At 74.4% G+C, this 21798-nt stretch carries 14 protein-coding genes and 2 pseudogenes; 5 read left to right on the forward strand and 11 right to left on the reverse strand.

Annotated elements, in window-relative coordinates; genetic code table 11:
• Nucleotides 1-965: 965 nt before the first annotated feature.
• Nucleotides 966-1610, reverse strand: coding sequence for an HNH endonuclease family protein (locus tag ACIQMU_RS16375; protein WP_352243158.1), 645 nt, complete (start codon nt 1608-1610; stop codon nt 966-968).
• Between the two features lie 571 nt (nt 1611-2181).
• On the opposite strand from ACIQMU_RS16375, the gene ACIQMU_RS16380 reads away from it, so the two are divergent.
• Complete coding sequence (locus ACIQMU_RS16380) at nt 2182-2916, forward strand: ABC transporter permease (protein ID WP_402689060.1); 735 nt, start codon at nt 2182-2184, stop codon at nt 2914-2916.
• 255 nt (nt 2917-3171) lie between these two features.
• Here ACIQMU_RS16380 and ACIQMU_RS16385 read toward each other — a convergent pair whose 3' ends face one another.
• Both ACIQMU_RS16385 and ACIQMU_RS16390 read right to left on the reverse strand, forming a co-directional pair.
• The gene (locus ACIQMU_RS16385; RefSeq protein ID WP_352243156.1) at nt 3172-3834 is read right to left on the reverse strand and encodes an HAD-IA family hydrolase; all 663 of its coding nucleotides are present in this window, start codon (nt 3832-3834) and stop codon (nt 3172-3174) included.
• 310 nt (nt 3835-4144) lie between these two features.
• Nucleotides 4145-4729 carry a peptidoglycan-binding protein gene (locus ACIQMU_RS16390; RefSeq protein ID WP_402689061.1) on the reverse strand — a complete coding sequence of 195 codons (585 nt, stop codon included), beginning with the start codon at nt 4727-4729 and terminating at the stop codon, nt 4145-4147.
• Nucleotides 4730-5615: 886 nt separating this feature from the next.
• On the opposite strand from ACIQMU_RS16390, the gene ACIQMU_RS16395 reads away from it, so the two are divergent.
• A complete protein-coding gene (locus tag ACIQMU_RS16395) occupies nt 5616-7799 on the forward strand; it encodes a DHA2 family efflux MFS transporter permease subunit (RefSeq protein WP_402689062.1) in 2184 nt (727 codons plus the stop codon).
• Nucleotides 7800-8009: 210 nt separating this feature from the next.
• Here the strand turns inward: ACIQMU_RS16395 and ACIQMU_RS16400 are convergent, their stop codons facing one another.
• Complete coding sequence (locus ACIQMU_RS16400) at nt 8010-8498, reverse strand: GNAT family N-acetyltransferase (protein WP_352242325.1); 489 nt, start codon at nt 8496-8498, stop codon at nt 8010-8012.
• Nucleotides 8499-8691: 193 nt separating this feature from the next.
• Here ACIQMU_RS16400 and ACIQMU_RS16405 point away from each other — a divergent pair, with 193 nt between their 5' ends.
• Complete coding sequence (locus tag ACIQMU_RS16405; RefSeq protein ID WP_402689122.1) at nt 8692-9768, forward strand: serpin family protein; 1077 nt, start codon at nt 8692-8694, stop codon at nt 9766-9768.
• Nucleotides 9769-9933: 165 nt separating this feature from the next.
• On the forward strand, nt 9934-12144 hold the full coding sequence (locus ACIQMU_RS16410; protein WP_402689063.1) for a phosphatase PAP2 family protein: 2211 nt from the start codon (nt 9934-9936) through the stop codon (nt 12142-12144).
• Nucleotides 12145-12385: 241 nt separating this feature from the next.
• Here the strand turns inward: ACIQMU_RS16410 and ACIQMU_RS16415 are convergent.
• Nucleotides 12386-13446 (reverse strand): annotated as a pseudogene (locus tag ACIQMU_RS16415) (cytochrome P450).
• 263 nt (nt 13447-13709) lie between these two features.
• Here ACIQMU_RS16415 and ACIQMU_RS16420 point away from each other — a divergent pair.
• Nucleotides 13710-14888 (forward strand): steroid 3-ketoacyl-CoA thiolase, encoded by a 1179-nt coding sequence (locus ACIQMU_RS16420; RefSeq protein ID WP_402689064.1) that lies wholly within the window; start codon nt 13710-13712, stop codon nt 14886-14888.
• 139 nt (nt 14889-15027) lie between these two features.
• Here ACIQMU_RS16420 and ACIQMU_RS16425 read toward each other — a convergent pair whose 3' ends face one another.
• From ACIQMU_RS16425 to ACIQMU_RS16450, 6 genes and pseudogenes are all read right to left on the reverse strand, one after another.
• The gene (locus ACIQMU_RS16425; RefSeq protein ID WP_402689065.1) at nt 15028-15876 is read right to left on the reverse strand and encodes an ECF transporter S component; all 849 of its coding nucleotides are present in this window, start codon (nt 15874-15876) and stop codon (nt 15028-15030) included.
• Nucleotides 15873-17588 (reverse strand): ABC transporter ATP-binding protein, encoded by a 1716-nt coding sequence (locus ACIQMU_RS16430; RefSeq protein WP_402689066.1) that lies wholly within the window; start codon nt 17586-17588, stop codon nt 15873-15875. Before ACIQMU_RS16430 ends, ACIQMU_RS16425 begins: the two co-directional genes overlap by 4 nt.
• Nucleotides 17585-18808, reverse strand: coding sequence for an energy-coupling factor transporter transmembrane component T (locus ACIQMU_RS16435; protein ID WP_402689067.1), 1224 nt, complete (start codon nt 18806-18808; stop codon nt 17585-17587). Before ACIQMU_RS16435 ends, ACIQMU_RS16430 begins: the two co-directional genes overlap by 4 nt.
• The gene (locus ACIQMU_RS16440; protein ID WP_352242332.1) at nt 18805-19527 is read right to left on the reverse strand and encodes an SCO2322 family protein; all 723 of its coding nucleotides are present in this window, start codon (nt 19525-19527) and stop codon (nt 18805-18807) included. Before ACIQMU_RS16440 ends, ACIQMU_RS16435 begins: the two co-directional genes overlap by 4 nt.
• The gene (locus ACIQMU_RS16445; RefSeq protein ID WP_352242333.1) at nt 19524-20774 is read right to left on the reverse strand and encodes a prenyltransferase/squalene oxidase repeat-containing protein; all 1251 of its coding nucleotides are present in this window, start codon (nt 20772-20774) and stop codon (nt 19524-19526) included. The genes ACIQMU_RS16440 and ACIQMU_RS16445 overlap by 4 nt, the downstream gene beginning before the upstream one ends.
• Nucleotides 20775-21108: 334 nt before the next feature.
• Nucleotides 21109-21684, reverse strand: a pseudogene (locus ACIQMU_RS16450) (MBL fold metallo-hydrolase); the annotation flags it as partial.
• Between the last annotated feature and the right edge of the window lie 114 nt (nt 21685-21798).

Consider the following 21798-nt stretch of genomic DNA (forward strand, 5'->3'; position numbering starts at 1 on the left):
TCAGTACTTGCAACTTCAACATTCCATCGAGTGGCCGAAAATCGCCGTACTCGCAGGAGTGGCGCACGCTCCAGAGCCGTCTCGAACTGGGCCCCCTGATCGCCCGCTTTGGCCTGTACCAATGTCAGCGCAGACTTCCGGCCAAGCAACAGGAGCGTCGTCGGCTGGTGGCCGAGTCGGTACGCCCGCCAGTAGGGTCGGCTGGGGCTGGAACGGGGGTCCGATCGGGGTGGCCGGGGATGTGCTGCGCCTGAGTGGGCGTGTGTCCTCGCCGGGAGGGCCGGGGCCGTTCCCCGTCTCTCGCGGCAGCTCCTCCGCGCACCGGTCGCAGCACTCCGGAGGTACGGCCCTGCGCTCCGGGCGCCAGGTCGGGCGCGCGGAGGGGTGGCTCTGGCCGAATCCTGTCCTGCGCTGACCGCGTACGCCCGCGCACGGGGCGGGGCCGACCCGGGGCCGCCCGGCCCGCCGGTCCGGCCGGGCGCGCTTCCCGGGGCCGGGGCCGGCCCTCTCGGTGTCGGGCGTCACCCGTTGTTCCCGGTCGGAGGGGTCGGGGTGGGTGGGTGGTCGGACGGCGGTGCCCGTCGTACTCGGCCGAAAACACTTCGGCGGCCAGGGGTGCTTGCAGCAGCTCCGGCTCCCGGAGTGTGGAGTCGGAAGCCCGCGAGAGGCATGAGCCGTAGGCGTCGTCGCTTCCGATGCGCTGCCGCCCCGCCGGGCGCGGTCCCGGCGGGGCGGCAGCGACCTGGAAGGCCCGGATCGGCGATCGACCGGTGACCTGGAAGGCCCGGATAGGCGAGCGGTCGCACGGTCAGAGGGGGTGGGGGAGGGGAAGGAGGGTGGCGACGCGGACAGGTCGTCTCCGTCCTGTCCGCGTCCTTGGCTGGCCCGCCCTCGCTTCGTCTTACGTACCGAACGGCGGTGGAGGGTGCACGGGTTCCTGCGGGGCCATCGGATGCGCCAGGTGGTCAGCAGCCGTTCAGGGCCGACCGCAGGGCGTTCTTCTCGGCGGAGTCCACGCTCAGGTTGTAGTGCTTCTTGACGTGGACCCAGGCCCGCACGTAGGTGCACGTGTACGAGGACCGCGGCGGCATCCACTCGGCGGGGTCCTTGTCGCCCTTGGACTGGTTCACGTTGTCGGTCACCGCGATGAGCTGAGGGCGGGACAGGTCGTTGGCGAACGCCTGGCGCTGGGCATTGGGCCAGCTGCTCGCGCCGGAGCGCCATGCCTCGGCGAGCGGGATCATGTGGTCGATGTCCACGTCGGACGCGGCGCTCCAGGTGGCGCCGTCGTAGGGCGAGTACCACCTGCCGCTGACCGCGGCGCAGGAGGAGTCCTGTTGGACGTTCGTGCCGTCGCGCTTGAGGACGACCTCGCGGGTGTTGCAGGATCCCGACTGGGTGACCCAGTGCGGGAACTTGTCGCGGCTGTAGCCGCTGGAGGAGCCCTCGGCGCCGACGGTGAGCTGTCCAAGGTAGGTGCGTGCGGTCGCCGCGCTGACCGGGGTGGGCATGGCGGCCTGCGCGCTCGGGGCGGTGAAGAGGATGGAAGTGGCGGCGAGGGCGGCGGTTGCTGCGCCGGCGGAGAGGCGACGCGCGTAGACACCGTACATGCGAACTCCCTTGGTGTGGGGGTGCTTGAGTGGGCGACGAGTGCAGCCCGGTCAGCGTGGAGGTGCCAGGTTTCCGTGGGGTGGGCACCAGGTAACAGGGTGACGACATGTGCACGTCACATCAAGGGGTGTGCGAGGGGAGTGATGGATCGCGGGAGCGCTCGGATCGGTCAGGCGAGCCTCGTCCGGGCGGTGTTGAACGCCCGTCAGCGCTGTGGGGGCGCTCGCGCTCCCGGTCGCGCCCCCCGGCCGCACCTCCCGGCCACGCACCGGCCGCATTCCCCGGCCGCATTCCCCGGCCACGCAGCGGCCGCACCCCCGGCCACGCAGCGGCCGCACCCCCGGCCACGCAGCGGCCGCACCCCCGGCCACGCAGCGGCCGCACCCCCGGCCACGCAGCGGCCGTACTCCCGGCCGTACTCCCGGCCGTACTCCCGGGCGGGCCCCGGTGGGTGCGTGTGGGCGTGCCGGAGGGTGGACGGGCTGCGGGGGTGAGGAGGGGGTCGGCGGTGTCGCGGTGCAGCGGGTGTCCGGGGGGCCGGGCGGTGGGTCGCGGTTCTATCGTTGCCGCGTGCTGCTTCCGGTCTCCCTCACCCTCGGCATCGTCCTCGCCCTCCTGTTGGTCCTCGCCGCCGCCGTCGCCGCGTGGGCCTCGCTGGGCCGGTCGCGCGAGATCCTCGTCGCCGGGGTGCGGGCGGCGGTCCAACTCGCCGCCGTATCCCTCATCATCGGCTGGGTGGTCCGCTCCCTGGCGCCGCTCCTCGGATTCGTGGCGCTGATGTTCGCCGTGGCGGTGTGGACCGCGGGGCGCCGGATCACCGGCAACCGCACCTGGCGCTGGGCGGCCGTGCCGATCGGGGCAGGCGTGCTGCCCGTGGTGGGGGTGCTGCTGCTCACGGGGCTCGTGCCGGTCCACGGCCTGGCGCTCATCCCGGTGGCGGGCATCCTCATCGGCGGGGCGCTCACCGCGACCGTGCTCGGCGGGCGGCGCGCCCTGGACGAACTCACCGGCAGGCGCGGGGAGGTGGAGGCGGGCATGGCTCTCGGACTGCTCGACCGGGACGCCCGGCTGGAGATCGTGCGGCCGGCGGCGTCGGACGCGTTGCTGCCCGGGCTCGATCAGACCCGGACGGTCGGGCTCGTCACCTTGCCGGGGGCGTTCGTCGGCATGCTGCTGGGTGGCGCCTCACCCGTGGAGGCGGGAGCCGTCCAACTGTTCGTCCTGGTGGCGCTCATGGCCGTCCAGGTCGTGGCCGTCGCGACGGTCCTGGAGCTGGTCGCGCGCGGGCGGCTGCACCGGGGCTGAGTGCCCGGCCCGTGTCGGCATCGGGTGTCGGGGCCAGGTGCCGGGCCGGGTGCAGCGACTGAGCGCGCGTCGGGGCTGAGCGTCGGGTCCGGGTGCGTGTACGGGGGCGCCGGGACCCGGGGGCGCGGGTCCCGGAACGCCGGGTGCGAGGTGGTCGGTGGCCGCCCGTGATCGGCTCGTCCGCGCCCCTCGGCCCGAGGTGGGAATCAGGTCCCGAGGGGGCCGGGGAGGAAGCCCGGCGGCAGGGGCGGCTGCTCAGGCTTCGTTGATGTGCAGGCGGATCGAACCGTCTCCGGCCGCCTCCACCCGTACCCGCGTCAGGTCCTCGACGTGGGCGTCCGGTGCGAGGGACGCGGCGCGCGGGCCGACGCCCACGACGCGCATTCCGGCCGCCCGGCCCGCCGCGATGCCCGCCTCGGAGTCCTCGAACACGATGCAGTCCGCCGCGTCGAAGCCCAGCTCCGCCGCACCCTTGAGGAAGCCCTCGGGGTCCGGCTTGCTGGCGCCGACCTGCTCGGCGGTGACACGGACGGCGGGCATCGGCAGTGCGGCCGCGCCCATCCGGGCCGTCGCGAGCGCGGCGTCGGCGGAGGTCACCAGCGCGTGCGGCAACCCGGCGATCGCGGCCATGAACGCCGGAGCCCCGCCGATCGGAACGACGCCCTCGACGTCGGCGGTCTCCTCGGCGAGCATCACCCGGTTGTCCGCGTGGTTCTCCTCCATCGGGCGGTCCGGGAGCAGGACGGCCATCGTGGCGTAACCCTGGCGGCCGTGCACCACCTTGAGCGCGGCCTCGGGGTCCAGTCCGTGTTCGATCGCCCAGCGCCGCCAGCAGCGCTCCACCACGGCGTCCGAGTTCACGAGGGTGCCGTCCATGTCGAGGAGGAGGGCGTGTGAGGTGAGGACGGTGGCCGGCATCGGCTGCTCCAGAACGCGGGGAGGTGTACGCACAGCCCGGGCGGTGCGTGCCGCGGCGCGCCCTGCGGTGCGTGGCGTGCGCGGGCTGGGGAGGGGTGGGCTGTGAGGGGGCGGGGCGGTGCTAGGTGTGCGGGAACAGAGCAACCCCCGCCCGCCGGTCAGGGAGTGCGGGCGGGAGCTACTTTGTTCCATCACGATACAAAAACCGGGGCCGGAACGCCAATCCCTTGCCCGGCCGTTCCCCGGGGCCGGGGTGCCGCATGCCCGGCCGCCCGTCCGGTCGGCGGTGTCGCGTGCCCGGCGCCACCGGTCAGCGATGTTCGCGTCCGTTCGGCTCCGCCTCCAGCACGCTTCGCGTTTCCGGGCCGTACACGCCGACCGGATCGCCGCCGATCGCTTTGTACGACTGGTAGAGCGCCACGGCGTTCCGCACCTGGTCGTTGTAGTGGGCGTCGAGCGGCCCCGGATAGAGCCATCGGCCCACCCCTCTGAGCCGCTTCTGCAGCTCGGCCACCTCCGGTCCCCGGTCGCCGGGCCGCAGTGTGGAGTCGGCCAGTTCCGCGGGCGGGGCGGGTGGCGACGGGGTCGGAGCCGGGCCGCCGCTGTCCGGGGCGGACGGCGCGCTCGTCGTCGGCGACGCGGACGCGGTGGCGGTCGGGGAGGGCTCCCGGCTCTTCTCCGGCGAGGCGGAGGCGCTGGGGGAGGAGGGCCGGGTGGCCGACGGGGACGGGGCGCGGGAGGCGCTGGGCGACGCGGAGGGGGAGGGGGCCACCGACGCGGCCGGTTCGTCCTCGGTGTCAGCGACGCTCGTGGTGGCTTCCGGAAGCGCCTCGTCCTCGCTGTCGCCGCCGAGCAGTCCGCCGGTGAAGGCCGCCGTGCCGACCACCACAGCCACGGCGGCCCCTGCGGCGAGGGCCCCGAAGGGGCGTCTGCGGCGAGGTCGCACGGGGTCCGGGGCAAAGACGGGGCTCGCGCCGGAGGTGCGCCGGCGGCTCCCGTCCGGCGTGGGGTCCAGTCCGTCGGCGGACTGCGCGCGGCGGCCCGCGTCCGACGCGGAGTACGTCGCGGGGTGCGTCGTGCCGGCGGGGGGTGCGCCGGCGCCCGTGTCCGCCCCTCCCTCCGTACGAACGCCCGCGTCCGGGGGGGTGCCGCCCAGGAACAGCGGCATCGTGGTCTCCGCCTCTCCCGCCGGGACGGCCGCAGTCTCCGCGGTCGCTGCCGTTCCCGCGATTCCCCTCGTGCCCGCAGCCCCTGCCGCCTCGGCGGTTCCCCCCGTGCCGGCGGTCCTCGCCGCCCCCGCGGGTCCTCCGGGGCCGGCCGCCGCAGTCCCCGCGAGGCCGGGTTCCGGTGGGCCGGTCCCGGAGGCCGCCGCCTCTCCCGCGCCGGGGTGTGGCCCTCCCTCCGCTGACGCTCCGGCCTGGTCCGTCAGCGTCACGTACGGCCGGATGCGCAGCGGGTCGAAGTCCTCGGCCGCGGCGATCTCCGCCGCACGCGCGGCGCGCTGCTCCTCCTCCGTGAGCTGCGCCGAACGCGCGCCCGCGCCGCACCGGCACGGCACCCGGTGCTCCGTGCCGGGCGCCCCGGCCGTCCGTCTTCCGCACTCCGGGCATGCGTGTCCGGTCGTCATCGTGGGTCCCCTCCCCTTGAACTGCCTGCGATTATGCAGCCCGCCCCGGGGGAGCCCAACGGCCCGCCGGTGCTCGGCCCGGCCTCGGCAGGCCATACCGGGACGAAACGTCCAGGATGGGTGTGTAGTGGATCAGCGGATCGAGGAGACGCCCATGGCCGAGCAGCTGAGCCCGTCACCCCTGGCCCCGGGTGAGGGACGCTCCCGCCGGAGCGTCCTGGTGGCGATCGGAGCGCTGCTCCTCGGCATGCTGCTCGCGGCACTCGATCAGACCATCGTCTCCACGGCGCTCCCGACGATCGTCAGCGAGCTGGGCGGGCTGGACCACCTGTCCTGGGTGGTGACCGCCTACCTGCTGGCGGCCACCGCGGCGACCCCCCTGTGGGGCAAGCTCGGCGACCAGTACGGCCGCAAGAAGCTCTTCCAGACCGCGATCGTGATCTTCCTGATCGGCTCGGCGTTGTGCGGGGTCGCCCAGAACATGCCCCAGCTGATCGGGTTCCGGGCACTCCAGGGGCTCGGGGGCGGCGGGCTGATGGTGCTGTCGATGGCGATCGTCGGTGACCTGGTGACGCCGCGCGAACGCGGCAAGTACCAGGGGTTCTTCGGTGCGGTCTTCGGTGTGACGAGTGTCCTCGGGCCGCTCCTCGGCGGCCTCTTCACCCAACATCTCAGCTGGCGGTGGGTCTTCTACATCAACCTGCCCATCGGCGTCGTCGCGCTGGTCGTCATCGCGGCCGTCCTGCACATCCCGGTCCACCGCGAGAAGCACACCATCGACTACCTCGGCACCTTCCTCATCGCCTCCGTCGCGACGAGTCTGGTGCTCGTCGCCTCCCTCGGCGGTACGACATGGGCCTGGAGCTCCCCGCAGATCATCGCGCTCGCGGTGCTCGCCGTCGTGCTGACGGTGGCCTTCATCGCCGCCGAACGGCGTGCGGTCGAGCCCGTGCTGCCGTTGAAACTGTTCCGGATCAGGGCCTTCAGCCTCGTTGCCGTGATCAGCTTCGTCATCGGCTTCGCCATGTTCGGCGCGATGACCTACCTGCCGACGTTCCTCCAGGTGGTCCACGGCATCACCCCGACGATGTCCGGCGTGCACATGCTGCCCATGGTGCTCGGTCTGCTGATCACCTCGACCGGCTCCGGCCAGATCGTCAGCCGGACCGGCCGCTGGAAGGTCTTCCCGGTCGTGGGCACGGCCCTCACCGCCATCGGTCTGCTGCTGCTCCACCGTCTCGACGAGAACAGCTCCACCTGGCAGATGAGCGCCAGCTTCTTCGTCTTCGGCGCCGGGCTCGGCCTGGTGATGCAGGTGCTCGTCCTGGTCGCCCAGAACGCCGTCTCGTACCGGGATCTCGGTGTCGCCACCTCCGGCGCGACGTTCTTCCGCTCCATCGGCGCCGCGTTCGGCGTGGCGGTCTTCGGGACCGTCTTCGCCAACCGGCTGAGGGATCAGCTGACGGACGCCCTCGCCGGGCGGTCGCTGCCCGGGGGCGTCGACGCGGGGCAGCTGGCCGCCGACCCCCGGGCCATCGGGCAGCTTCCCGCCGGCCTGCGGCCCCCCGTGCTCAGCGCGTACTCCACCTCCATCACGGACGTCTTCCTGTACGCCGTCCCGGTCGTCCTCCTGGCATTCGTCCTCGCCTGGTTCCTCCGGGAGGACAAGCTCCGCGGCTCGGTGACCGCACCCGACACCAGTCAGACCCTCGCCTCCAACCCCGTCGAACGCTCCTCGTACGACGAGTGCGCACGCGCCCTGTCGGTGCTGGCCACCCGGGAGGGCCGCCGGGAGATCTACGAGAGGATCACCGAGCGGGCGGGGTACGACCTGTTGCCCGCGGCCAGCTGGCTGCTCCTGCGGATCAAGCGGCACGGCACCGTCGAACCCGCCCTGCTCGCCGAGACGGTGCCCGTACCGCTGCACGTGATCACCGACGCGGCCCGGCAGGTCGAGGAACGCGGGCTGGCCCGCCGGGAGGGTCTGCAGATGATCCTCACCGATGCGGGGGCCGAGGTCGTCGTCCGGCTCTCCCAGGCCCGCGAGGACTCCCTCGCCGAACTCCTCGGCGACTGGTGGGGCCCCGAGCGCCCCACGGACCTGGTCAATCTCGTCAGCGAACTGACGGCCGAGGTCAGCGGCTCGACCAGGGAGCGCCCCCTCGCCCCGGAGCCGCCCCGCGACCACGAGGTCCAGCACCGGAGCCACGACGGTCACCACGGCCACGACGGTCACCACGGCCACGACGGTCACCACGGCCACGACGGTCACCGTGGCCACGAGGGTCACCTCGGCCGTGGCGGCCGTGGCGGCCACGACGGCCCCCCACCCGCCTGACCGCGACCGCCCGTCCCGCCGCCAGCCCGCCGCGGACGCTCGTCCCCGACCGCCCGGCCCGCCCGGCCCGCCCGGCCCGCCCGGCCCGCCCGGCCCGCCCGGGCGGGCCGGGCGGGCCGGGCGGCGGCCCCGGGCATCCGGTGTCCGGTCGGGCCGTCCGACGTACCGGGGCACCGCCCGGATCACATGGACACGGGCGCGGACAGCACGTCAGAGTTCCTTGGCGAACCAGTGCTCCGCGTACGGGTTGCGGCGGTGGAACGCCGGAACCTCCCGGTACCCGTGCTTCGTGTACAGCCCCCGCGCCTCCACCAGGTCGTTGCGCGTGTCCAGCCGCAGCAGCCGTACGCCGTACGCCCTCGCCGCTTCCTCCACCGCGGCCAGCAGCAGTCCGCCGCCGCCCGTGCCCCGGAACGCCGGGCGCACGTACACCCGCGTCAGTTCCGCCGTACCCGCCCCGGCGGCCTCCGTCAGCACGAGGCCGGCGCAGCTCGCGGCCTCGCGCCCGTACCGGCCGACGACGAACTGCCCGGTCGGCGGTGCGAGCAGGTCGGCTCCGTCGCCGTCGAGTCCGTCGGCGATCTCCTCGGCGGTCGCCGGCCGCTGCCAGTAGCGGCCGGCGACCTCGCCGTAGTAGTCCCGACGCAACGCGGTCGCGTCCGGGGAGTCGAATCGTTCGGCGGCCACGGTCCAGGTCATGTGGGGCATTCTTGCTGCCGCACGGCCGAACGACGCCATCTTTTACGTGTAGGGGGCAGCAGTGAATCCGGACCGAGCGACCACGGACCGAGCGACCACGGACCGAGCGACAGCTGGCCGGGCGTCGGCGGACAGCGCGGCGGCCGACGCCGCGCTCGCGACCGGAGCGGTCCAGCGCCTCGCCGAGCGCTGGATACGGGACGGCATGGCCGCCGCCGTCCCGGTGGGCCGGGGCCGCAGGGGCCCGGGCACCGGCTTCGTGTGCTCGCCCGCCGGACTGTGGCTCGCCCTGGCCGCGGTGGCCGCCGGTGCGCGCGGTGCGACCGCGGCCGAGCTGCGGACCCTCCTCGGCACCGCGGACCGGGAGGCCGCTCCGGCCGTCACGGCGGTGGCCCGCGAGCTGTCCCGGACGGGGGCGCTGGGCGTGGCCACCCGTGTCTGGAGCCGGGTGCCCGTTCTGCGCGCGTACCGGGAGGCGCTGCCGGACATCCGCTTCGACCCGATGGACCCGGCGGCCGTCGACGCCTGGGTGCGCGAGACCACCGGAGGGCTGATCGAACGGCTGCCGCTGGAGATCACCGATGCGACCCTGCTCGCCCTGGTCAACGTCCTGGCGCTGAAGGCCCGCTGGGAGAAGCCGTTCGAGGCCCGGCGGACCCAGGACCTGCCGTTCACCGACGCGGCCGGGACGGTCGTCCCGGTGCCGACCATGGCCAAGGACGTGCCGTTGGCCGACGCCTGGACCTCCCGCGGGGCGTACGTCGTCGAGCTGCGCTGCGCGGCGGGACCGGGCGGCGGCCCCGGGGCCCGGGTCCGCCTCGTCCTGGGGGAGCCGGGGGCCGGGGCAGGCCGGGTCCTGCCCGTGGGCTGGGCGCCGCGGTCCGAGGGCGTCCCGCTGGACACCGACCGGGTGACCATCGGGCTGCCCCGGCTGGCCCTGCGGACGCGGGTGCCCGTCACCGGTCAGCTGGCCTCCCTCGGCGTCCGGCTGGCTCTGAGCGACGCCGCCGACTTCTCCGGCCTCTCGCCCGAACGCCTCGCGATCTCCGACGTGGTCCAGGAGACCGTGCTGAAGATCGCCGAGGAGGGTGTGGAGTCCGCGGCCGTGACGGTGGTCGCGCTGCGGTCGGCGGGAGCCGCCCCACGGCCCCGGCGGGTGCGCCACATCGCCTTCGACCGCCCCTTCGGCGTCGTCGTGCTGGCCGGGGCGGAGGACACCCCGCTGTTCACCGCCTGGCAGGCGGACGCGCCCGCCGCCCCGGACGCCTGAGCCCGCCGGCCGGGGCGGCGCCGCCCTTCCGCACGGCTTCGCGCCGACGATCGCCGGGGACGGAAGTCAGGGATGACAGTCAGGCAAAGAGGGGGTTGATTGTGTCTACCTCATAGGGCAATGCGAGGCTTCATCCGGCATGGCCCCCATTCGAAGGGGTGATGCATGGAACGGTGGGAGGGTCGGCGCAGCGTGGTGAATGCGGATCACAGTGTGCGCGGTGACGCGGCGGCGGACACGGGAGCGGGGCACGGCCCGGCCCGTGTCCTGCTCTGGCTGGTCGTGGCCGTGCTCGCGGTACGGCAGGTGGCGGTGGTGCTCCGGCAGCCATCGGGGGAGCGGCTCCTCGATCTGGAGGCGTGGACCGGGGAGAACGGCGTCCTGCGCGCCACGGGCTCGCTGTACGACAGCGGCCGGTTCACCGGGCCGCCCTTCGCGGGGCTGGTCCTGAAGCCTCTCACCGCTTCGGCCCAAGGGGCCCTGGGCGTCGCGTGGACGTTGGCGTCCCTGCTGCTCGTCGTCGTTCTCGGCGTCGTCGCGGCCCGGGCGCTGCCCTCGCCGGTGGGCCGGCGGACGGCCCTGCTCGCGACCCCCGTCGCGATCAGCCTCCTTCTGTTGTCGCTGCCGGTCCGCAATGCCCTGCACCTGGGCCAGAGCAGCGTCCTGCCCGTCCTCCTGGTGCTCCTGGCCTGCCTCGTCGTCCGGGAGCACCGGTGGGCGGGCGTCCTCGTCGGCCTCGCCGCCGCCTTCCAGCCGGTGCTGCTGCTCTTCGCCGCCTTCCTCTGGCTGACCGGCAGACGGCAGGCGTCGGTGAGCGCGGGCGCGACCTTCGCCCTCGCCACCGCCGCCGCCTGGGCCGCGGCGCCGAAGGACTCGTGGACGTACTGGGCGCACCACTTCGCGGGCACCGGGCTGGGGGAGCGGCCGGACAGCCTGGCCAACCAGTCCCTGCACGGTGCGCTGCTCCGGCTCGGCCTCGAAGGCCCCGTGGAGATCGCCCTGTTCCTGCTGCTCTCCGCCGCGGTCGTGGTCCTCGGCCTCCGGCGCGCGGTGCGGTACGCGCAGGACGGGCAGCTGCTCCTCGCGGTGGCCGTGACCGGCTGCGTCGTGGTCGCCGTCTCGCCGACCGCCTGGCAGCACCAGTTGCTCTGGGTACTCCTCGCGGTCGTCGGCAAGGTCGGCAAGCGGGCCTCCGACCGGCTGGTCTGGCCGTCCGTGGTGCTGCTGGTCGTCATCCTGCCGGGAACGATGCTGCTGCCGAACATCGAGACCCTGTTCCCCCTGCGCGACAACGTGCTGCTCCTCGCGGCGCTCGGCGCGGCCTGCCTCGCCCCGTTCCTGCCCCGCACCTCGCCGTACTGGCAGCACCCGGTCCCCACGGACTACGCGAAGCCGGTCGCGGCCCGCTGGAGACGCGTGCCGCTCCTGCCGTTCTGGCGCCGGGTTCTCACCCGTCCCAACCTGCTGCTGGAACTCCTGCTCATCCGGGTCGTCTACGACGCCTACGCCCAGGTCCGCCTCGCCGCCCGGGCGGGCCGTCCGCTCGCCGAGGAGCACGGCCGGCAGATCCACGCCATCGAGCAGTGGCTGCACATCGACATCGAGCACTGGGTCAACCACACGGTCGTGCAGATCACCTGGCTGCGCGATTTCTTCGACTACTACTACTCCACGTTCCACTTCATCGTCCCGCTGACGATCCTCGGCGTGCTGTACGCGCGCCGCCCCGCCGACTACCGCTGGGTCCGCTCGTCCATCGGCTTCGCCACCCTGCTCGCACTCGTCGGCTTCTGGCTCTACCCGCTGGCCCCGCCCCGGCTCATGCCCGGCCTCGGCTTCATCGACACGGTGCACGGGGTGCAGGACTTCGCGAAGCCGGACTACGGGACGCTGACCACCGTCACCAATCAGTACGCGGCGATGCCGTCGCTGCACTTCGGCTGGTCGCTGTGGTGCGGTGTGGTGATCGTGATGCTGGCCCCGAAGCTGTGGATGAAGGCGCTCGGCCTGCTGCACCCGCTGTTCACGATCGCCGCGATCGTGGCCACCGCCAACCACTGGGTGCTGGACGCGGCCGGTGGCGCCCTGGTCGTATCGCTGGGCTTCGGGCTGACGCATCTGCTGTCGGGGCCGCGCAGGCTCGTGACCGGCGACGGGCCCCGGGCGGAACGCGCCGAGCCGCCGTCCGCCGAGGCCGCACCCGAGGCCGGGGCTGAGTCAGCACCCGAATCCGCACCCGCACCCGAATCCGCACCCGAGGGCGCGGCTGAATCCGCACCCGAGGCGGTGGATGCGTCCGCGCCCAGGCGCGGAGCGAACGGCGCCGACCTGGGCGAAGCGGACGCCGAAGTGGCTGAGAAGGTCGGCGGCAAGTAGCCGGTACCGACCGGTCCGGTCAAGCGGTCCGAGCGGGCCGAAGGGGTGCCGCGGAACGGCTTCACGCCCGTCCCCGGCACCCCTTCGGCGTGGATCGCCGCGTCTCCCATGGTCCGCCCGCCCGGTGCCGCCCGCCACCCGGAGGACAGCGGACAGCACCGGAAGCGGCGCACAGCACCGGCCTGCCGGGCGTCGCGGTCAGGTCGCGGGCAGACCGGGCTCCGGTGCCGGCTCCCGGCCGTCAGGCCGCAGGCGGCGGGGCCGTGGTCACCTGGAGCTGCTTGATCCCGTTGAGCCAGGCCGAGCGCAGCCGTCGCGGGTCCTCCAGCAGCCGCAGGTCCGGCAGCACGTCGGCGATGGCATGGAAGATCAGGTCGATCTCCATCACGGCCAGCGACTTGCCCAGGCAGAAGTGCGGCCCGCCGCCGCCGAAGCCGAGGTGCGGGTTGGGGTCGCGGGTGATGTCGAAGACGTCCGGGGAGTCGAACACCTCCGGGTCGTTGTTGGCCGAGGAGTAGAACAGCCCCACTCGCTCGCCCTTCCTGATCCGCTGACGCCCAGTTCCAGGTCCTGGGTGGCGGTCCGCTGGAAGGAGACCACCGGGGTCGCCCAGCGCACGATCTCCTCGGCCGGGCACTCCTTGCGGGCCGCCGCCAGATTCATCGAGTACGCCACGATCTCCATCGCCGCCTCGGCGCCGAACTCCTCGGTGATCGCGTACTCCGGATCGTCGTACGCGGCCATCTTGTTGGACCAGTCGAAGATCTTCGAACGGTCCTCCTGCGGTACGCCGATGAGCTCGGCGATGGCCTGGAGCGGGAGTTCCACCGCGATGTTGGTCACGAAGTCGAAGGAGCCGTCGGCGCCGGCGGAGGCCAGGGCCGTCTCGACGATGGAGCGGGCCCGGGTGCGCAGGGCCGCCTCCAGGGAGCGCACCGCGCGCGGGGTGAAGCCGCGCTGGACGATCTGGCGCACCCGGGTGTGTTCCGGCGGGTCCATGTTCAGCATGATCAGCTTCTGGACGTCGATCTGGTCACGGCTGATCGTCTCTTTGAAGCGGATGACCGAGGTGTTGGTGTTCGAGGAGAACAACTCCGGATGCGTGGAAACGTACTTGACGTCCGCATGACGGGTGACGGCCCAATAGCCCTCGTCGCCGAAGCCGGAGATGTGGGGCGGCTGGGTGCACCACCAGACCGGTGCGGTCTCCCGCATCAGGGCGAACTCCGGGTGCGGAACACGGGCTTGGAGGAGGTCGGGGTCGGTGAAGTCGAACCCGTCGGGCAGGTGGGGGCAGCGCATGGGCACCTCTCCACTCCGGATCTGGCGGCGAACCCGCCAACGGACGCCAGCGTCTGACGGCCCATCAGAAGGTGTCCGCAAGGTAGTAACGAGTTCTACGGGCGCGGGCTGGTTGCCGCACCGGAGGGCGCGCGTGCGGTGCGTGCACGACCCTTGCGCGGCCGGGCCGCCGTCACGAGACTGCTCGCAGAACTAGAACGCGTACTAGTTTCTTCCGTGGGCGCCGGGACGCCCCTGCGGAAGCGCGAGGAGAGGACGAGCTCATGGCCGCGGAACCCGTCATCGTCGAAGCCGTACGCACCCCCATCGGCAGGCGCCAAGGCGCCCTCGCCAATCTGCACCCCGCCCATCTGCTGGGCGAGACCTATCGTGAACTCCTCGGCCGCACCGGCATCCAGGCCGACTGCGTCGAACAGATCGTCGGCGGCACCGTCACGCACGCCGGTGAGCAGTCCATGAACCCGGCCCGCAACGCCTGGCTGACGGCGGGGCTGCCGTACGAGACCGCCGCCACCACCGTGGACTGCCAGTGCGGCTCCTCGCAGCAGGCGTCCCACGTGGTCGCCAACATGGTGGCCGCCGGGGTCATCGACGTGGGCATCAGCTGCGGCGTCGAGGCGATGTCGCGGGTGCCGCTGGGCAGCGGCTCCAAGCACGGCCCGGGGAAGCCGTGGCCCGACGAGTGGAACGTGGACCTGCCCAACCAGTTCGAGGCCGCCGAGCGGATCGCCCGCAAGCGCGGCCTGACCCGGGAGCGGGTCGACGCGCTCGGCCTGCTCTCCCAGCAGCGTGCCGCCGCCGCCTGGGCGGAGGAGCGCTTCAAGCGTGAGACGTACGCCGTGCAGGTCCCGACCACCGAGGAGGAGCAGGCGGCCGGCCAGGGCAGGTGGCGGCTGGTCGACCGGGACGAGGGGCTGCGCGACACCTCGATGGAGGCGCTCGCGGGGCTGAAGGCCGTCATGCCGAGCGCGATCCACACGGCCGGGAACTCCTCGCAGATCTCGGACGGCGCCTGCGCGATCATGTGGTCCTCCAAGCGCATGGCGCGGGCGCTGAAGCTCAAGCCCCGGGCCCGGATCGTGGCGCAGGCCCTGGTCGGATCCGACCCGCACTTCCACCTGGACGGCCCGATCGACGCGACCCGGGCGGTGCTCGGCAAGGCGGGCATGTCGCTGCGGGACATCGACCTCGTCGAGATCAACGAGGCGTTCGCCTCGGTGGTGCTGAGCTGGGCGCAGGAGTTCGAGGCGGACCTCGACGGCCTGGAGAAGGTCAACGTCAACGGCGGCGCGATAGCGCTCGGCCACCCGGTCGGCGCGACGGGGGCCCGGCTGATCACCACGGCGCTGCACGAACTGGAACGCCGCGACAAGGAGTTCGCGCTCATCATGATGTGCGCGGGAGGGGCCCTGGCGACGGGCACGATCATCCAGCGGCTGTGACCCCGTAACGGTCCCCCCCCAGGGGATGCCGGGGGGCAGACAGCCCGGGGGAGGCCGGGCTCCCTGGCCCCCGCCCCCTCCGGCTGCCCCCGGGCTCCCGCTCGGGGGCGTCGCTCCGACTGCCGCTCCGACCGACCGCCTACTGCTCCGGCCGCCCCTCGGGCTCCCCGAACACGGCGCGCGCGTCGAAGGCGGCGCGGCGGGTGGCCCGGCGCAGCGCCTTCAGCAGGGTCGGGCCGATCGTGACGGTCAGGGCCACGGTGAGCACCGCCCGCCCCAGGTCCCAGCCCAGCGAGGTCGCCGCGCAGTAGGCGAGGAACCGCACCAGGTTTTCGTGCAGCGGGTCGCCCGCGACGAACGAGATCCCCGAGCCCAGCCCGGCGATGAGCGTCCAGCCCTGCAGATTCATCACCGTGCCGTACGCGAACGCCGCCACGCAGCCGTACGCCGCCAGCATGGCCGACTCCGCCCGTCCGCGCAGCCGGTCCGCTCCCGGCAGCAGCCCCGCGCCCATGGCGAACCAGCCCATCGACAGCATCTGGAACGGCATCCACGGCCCCACCCCGCCCGTCAGCAGCGCGGAGGCGAACATGGTCACCGAGCCGAGGACGAAGCCGAAACCCGGGCCCAGCACCCGCCCGCTCAGCACCATCAGGAAGAACATCGGCTCCAGGCCCGCCGTCCCCGCGCCCAGCGGGCGCAGCGCCGCGCCGACCGCCGCCAGCACTCCGAGCATCGCGACGGCCTTCGCGTCCATCCCGGACTCGGAGATCGTCGCCACGGCCACCGCGACGAGCAGCGGCAGCAGCGCCGCGAACAGCCAGGGCGCGTCCCGGGCGTGTGCGAGCCCGGACCCGGCACCCGCCAGCAGCGGCCACCCGAAGGCGACCACGCCGACCGCCCCGGTCAGCAGCAGTACGGCGACCGACTTCGGACCGAGCCGCACGGGCCGGGCCGCCCGTTCCCCCGCCTCCCTCGTGCCGCTCACGCGCCCGCCTCCAGCGCGCCCCGCACCTGGGACACGGTCAGCCACTCCTGCGGGGCCAGGATCTTCGCCGTCTGAGGGGCGAACGCGGGGGAGGAGACCACCACCCGCCCGGTCGGACCGTCCGCGACGACCTCCCCCTCGGCGAGGATCACCACCCGGTGCGCCAGCTCGGCCGCCAGCTCCACGTCGTGCGTCGCCAGGACGATCGCGTGCCCCTCGGCCGCCAGGCCGCGCAGCACGCCGACGAGACGGGCCTTCGCCGCGTAGTCAAGGCCGCGCGTCGGCTCGTCCAGCAGCAACAGCGGTGGCCGGCCCGTCAGCACCAGCGCCAGGGCGAGGGCGAGCCGCTGGCCCTCCGACAGGTCCCGGGGGTGGGCGTCGTCCCCGACGCCCGGCACCAGCTCCGACACCAGCGCCCGGCAGGTACCCGCCGCCGCGCCCGCGTCCCGGTCGGCGGCCGCGCACTCGGCGGCCACCGTGTCCGCGTACAGCAGATCGCGCGGCTCCTGCGGTACGAGGCCGACCCGGCGCATCATCGCCCGCGGGTCCGTCCGGGCGGGGGCCAGGCCGCCGACGCGCACGGCGCCCGCGGTGGGCTCGATCATGCCGACGAGCGCTCCGAGCAGCGTGGACTTGCCGGCCCCGTTGCGGCCCATCAGGGCCACCGTCTCGCCCGGGGCCACGGTGAGCGTCACCCGCCGCAGCGCCTCGACCCGGCCGCGCCGCACCCCGAGCCCCTCGACCCGGGTGACCGGATCGGCGGCCGGGCGCGCGGACGCTTCCGGGCCCCCCGTACGCCCCAGGAGCCGGGCGAGGCGACCGGGCCGGGCGGCGGCGGGCGGCGCCGGCGCGGGCACGACGGCGGACGGGCCCACCGGGCGGCCCGGCGGCGAGGCGTCCGCCAGCCGTTCCCGGAGCCCGCCCGCCGCGCGCCGGGCGTCCCGGACCGACAGGGGCAGCGGGTCCCAGGCCGCGAGCAGTCCCAGCTCGGCCACGGGAGGCCGTACCGGCGACACCTTCATGATCTCGGCGGGCGGCCCCATCACGGGGGCGGCGCCCGGGGCGGGCAGCAGGACGACCTGGTCCGCGTACTGCACCACGCGCTCCAGCCGGTGCTCGGCCATCAGCACGGTCGTGCCGAGGTCGTGCACCAGCCGCTGGAGCACCGCGAGGACCTCCTCGGCCGCCGCCGGGTCCAGCGCGGAGGTGGGCTCGTCCAGCACCAGCACCCTCGGGTGCGGGGTGAGCACCGAACCGATCGCCACGCGCTGCTGCTGGCCGCCCGACAGGGTCGCGAGCGGCCGGTCGCGCAGCTCGGCCAGGCCCAGCAGATCGAGCGTCTCCTCGACCCGGCGGCGCATCACGTCCGGGGCGAGCCCCAGCGACTCCATGCCGTACGCGAGCTCGTCCTCGACGGTGTCCGTGACGAAGTGCGCGAGCGGGTCCTGGCCCACCGTGCCGACCAGATCGGCCAGTTCGCGGGGCTTGTGCGTGCGCGTGTCGCGGCCGCCCACCGTGACCCGGCCCGACAGCAGCCCGCCCGTGAAGTGCGGGACGAGCCCCGAGACCGCACCCAGCAAAGTCGACTTGCCGACTCCGGAGGGGCCGACCAGCAGCACGAGCTCCCCCTCGGGCACCGTGAGGTCGACACCGGACAGCGTGGGGCGGTCCGTGCCCTCGTACCGTACGGAGACCCGCTCGAACCTGATCACGCCTGCTCCTTGCCGATACGAGCCTCTTTCCCGGTCCCGCGCGAGGACGGCTTCCCGGCCCTGTACGTGGACGGCTTCCCCGCCCCGTGCGAGGGCGGCGGTACGGGGGCGACCAGCGCGGGCAGCAGCCCGGCCAGCACCGCCGCGGCGGGCCACAGCGGCAGCACCGGCGCGGCCAGCGGCACGACACCGGGGCGCAGCGCCCCGGGGGCCACCGCGCCCGCCCAGATCATCGCCGCCGCGACCACCCCGCCCGAGCCCGCCACCAGCCAGGCCCGGGCGCCCCACCGGTCCGGCCGGTAGCGGGTGCGCACCGAGCGCCGCCCGCCTAGCCGCAGCCCGGCCATCGCCGCGACCAGACCGGCCAGCAGCAAGGGCAGCCCGTACACCGCCCCCTGCGCGGCCAGCAGCCCGTACGTGCCGGCGCACACCCCGAGCAGCCCGCCCAGGGTGAGGGCGTTCGTGGTGTGCCGGACGCCGGCCGGGACCTGCGCCGTACGCCCGTACCCCCGGGCGTCCATCGACGCGGCCACCGCCACCGACCGCTCCAGCGCCCCCTCCAGCACCGGCAGACCGATCTGCGCCACGGCCCGCACACCTCCGGTGGGCCGCCCCCGCAGCCGGCGCGCGGTGCGCAGCCGGACCACGTCGGCCACCATGTTCGGCGCGAACGTCATCGCGACCACGACGGCGACCCCCGCCTCGTACAGCGCACCGGGCAGCGACTTCAGCAGCCGCGCCGGGTTGGCCAGCGCGTTCGCCGCGCCGACGCAGATCAGCAGGGCGGCCAGCTTCATCCCCTCGTACAGCGAGAAGAGCAGCTGCTCGGCGGTGACCCGGCCACCGATCCGGACGCCCTGCGCCCAGTCCGGCAGCGGCAGTTCGGGAAGCGTCAGCACGGTGTGCGAGCCGGGGATCGACGAACCGAGGAAGACGGAGAACAGCAGACGCAGCGCCACGACGAACAGCCCGAGCTTGACGAACGCGCCGTACGAACGGGCCCACGGCGCGTCCGTGCGCCGCGCCGCCACCACATACCCGGCGACGCCGACCAGCAGCCCGAGCAGCAGCGGGTTCGTCGTCCGGGACGCGGCGGTGGCAAGACCCAGCGCCCACAGCCACCAGGCCCCGGCGGGCAGCGCGTTGCCGCGGTCCGCCTCGGGGGCGCGCAGGGCACGGTGCGGCAGCCGGGCCGGCGCCCGGGCCGGGGAGGCGGTCACCGGCGGCGGCGGGCCTGGACCACGGCGGCGACGCCCAGCAGCAGGACGGCGCCGAGACCGACGAGGAGCCCGACGGACGGACCGCCGCCGCCGTCCTCGTCGTCCGGGGCCGACTTCGAGGCATCAGCCGTCTTCGAGGCGTCGCCCGTCGTCGAAGGGGCGGACGGCTTCGCACTGCCGTCCTCGCCGGACACCTGCTCGCCGCAGCCGGACTCCGGATAGCCGGAGATCGCGCAGAGCATGGCGCTGCTGTCGTACCGCAGCGGCTTCGCCACCGAGGCGAGCGCCTCCGCGCTGCTGGCGTCCGGCGCGACCTGTGCGCACGCCGTGCGCGGGGCTGGCGGCTCCTCCCCCTCCGGGGCGTCCGCCGCCGTCCCCGGGTCGATCACCAGCGCCACCCGCTTGGCGCCGTCCTTCGCCGGGGTGCCCGCGCAGATCGCCCCGAAGTCGGGGGCGCGGCGCGGCTGGGCGGCGTCGCCCGAGTCCTCGCTCACGGCGAACCGGAAGCCCTGGACCGTACCGTCGTCCGGGCGCAGGAGGGACGGCCCCTGGGTGGCGTACTCCCAGTTCTCGCCGTTGCCCTGCCAGAAGGACCAGTAGCGGTACCCGGCGGCCTCCGCGCTCCCCGCGCCGAGGAGGACCGCCGAGGCGGCGACCAGAGCGGCCAGCAACGCGACGACGGGGTGCCGCGACCGAGCCGGTGACTGCGGACGGCTCACGGCTGCTGCTTCTTCCGGCGCATGCTGAGCACGAAACCGATACCCGCGCCGGCGGCGAGGCCGATGCCGATCAGCCACCCCAGGCCCAGCCCGCTGTCGTCGCTGCTGGTGCCGCTGGAGGGCTGCGGGCCGGTCGGCGTGGGCGAGGGGAGGGCGGTGGCGGCCGGGGCCGGCCCGGTCGCGTTGAGCTGCCTGACGAGGTCGACACCGCCGAAGTCGCGGGCGTCGGCGCCGGTGGCGTGCGCCGCGAGGACCAGCTGCGCGGTGGCGGCCGGGCCGCCCTGCTTCGCCCAGTCCGCGGCGTTCTTCTGGAGCCAGGCGACCGACGCGGCGGCCTTGTCCTTGTGGCCGGAGGAGGCGAGGGCGACGACCGCGTCCGCCGTGTTGCCGTAGTCGGGCCGCGGCTCGGTGTCCTCGGCGCCCGGCATCGGGGCCTGCTCCAGGTACGGCGACTTCTCCAGCGCGTCCGCGAGGTAGAACGCGCCGTTCTGGGCGCTCTGCTCCGGACTGAGGCCGTCGCCCTTCGTGCAGGAGGGGTCCTTGACCGCGTTGGAGGTGCCGGACGCGATGCCCTTGCCCATCAGCCCGATCACCGAGGCCGCGGTGGCGTCCGCGTTGGCGGTCAGCTCGCCCTTCTCGTCCGGCTGGTAGGCGTACGCGCCGCCGTCCTTCTCCCCGCACGGGATGGCCAGGGACTGGAGCGCGGTGTACGGGGTCTTCCCGTCGGCGGTGGTGACCTCGTTGACCGGAATCCCGGTCCGGGCCAGCGCGCCGATCACGATGGACGTGGAGTTCGCGTCGCTCGGGCTGCCGGGGTTGTAGCCCCAGCCGCCGTCCTCGTTCTGCACGGACTTCAGCCAGTCCGCGCCGTTGTTCGCGGCGTCACGGTGCTGGTTGATCTCGACGAGGGCCTGGACGGCCACGGCGGTGGCGTTGGTGTCCATCACCGTCGAGGCGTCACAGGGCTTGGCGGCGTCCCGGTACGAGGTGAACGCACCGCTGTCGCACTGCTGGCCCACCAGCCAGTCCACGGCGGCGGTGGCCGGCGTGACGTACTCGATCTTCTGCGCGAGGAAGGCCAGCGACTGCCGCCACACCCCGTCGTACGTCGGGTCCGTGGTGCCGTAGAGCCCGGCCGGCAGCTCCGCCGACGGGGAGGGACTCGGCGCGGCGACCGCTACGGGTGCGGCCGCGCCCAGAAGCAGGGCGGTGGTCGCGAGCGCGGCTGCGCTGCGGCGTACGGTCATGGCTGGCTGGGCCTCTCCTGCGAGGGCCGGACTCCCCGGGGCGCACGAGCGCCGGGCTCCGGCCCCGTCTGCCTCGACGGTGCCGGCCACCGGGGTTCCGGTGGCCCGAGCCGGTCACGCTCCGCGGCGGGCGGTCCGGCTGCCCTCGGGCGGACGGGTCACGGCTGGGGCACTGCGCCGGATTCGTACCGGCTTCCCCCTGTACGGGCATGATGACGACCTGCCCACTCTACCGGTCCGCGGCCGAGGGGCCGGGGGCCCGGGGGCGTCGGCGCCCGGGCCGCGTCGGCGAGGACGGGCGGACGCACGCCCCGCGGCCGGAACCGGGGCGGGGCGGGGAGCAGGGCGGGAGCCGGGGCCTGGGGCGGGAGCCGCGGCCGTGCCCCGGCAGGTCCGCCGGATGCCGCTCCTCAAGATGGAGGCAGACATGGCCGGGGGTGTGCCCGGGGGTCCAGACGGCACGCAGCCGTCGCCCGGCCAGGCCGAGCAGCTCGCCGGGCACGATCTCGCGGTCGGGCAGCGCGGCGCGCAGACCCGGCAGGGTCCGCGACTGCCCGCCGCCGCGGGCGGCCCGCAGCGGCGCGAGGTGGTCGTCCGGCGCGCCGACCGCGGCGAGCTTGCGGGTGAGGTAGTCGAGCCAGGTGCCGGGCTCGGACTCCCGGGTGCGCCGGACGATCGCGGTGTCGGCCTCGTGCATCGCGATCCAGGCGCCGGACGCCTCGCGCACCCGGCCGGAGAGCCCGTGGTGGTCGGGGTGGTGGTGGGTGATGACCACACCGTGGATGTCGGCGACGGCGGTGCCGAGGGCGGTGAGCCCGGCGACCAGGGTGTCCCAGGAGGCCGGGTCGTCCCAGCCGGTGTCGATGAGGACGGGCCCCCGGTCGGTGTCGACGAGGTGGACCAGGGTGTGCCGGTGGCGGCCGGCCCCGTCGTGATGTCGGTCCTCGTCACCCGCGACGCCTGGGCCCCGCTGTACGGCGTACCGGTCACGCGGGTCTGACCGGTACGCCGTGCCCGGGTGGTG

Origin of the sequence: Streptomyces sp. NPDC091649, from assembly GCF_044756785.1 — a bacterium.
Classification (GTDB): Bacteria; Actinomycetota; Actinomycetes; order Streptomycetales; family Streptomycetaceae; genus Streptomyces.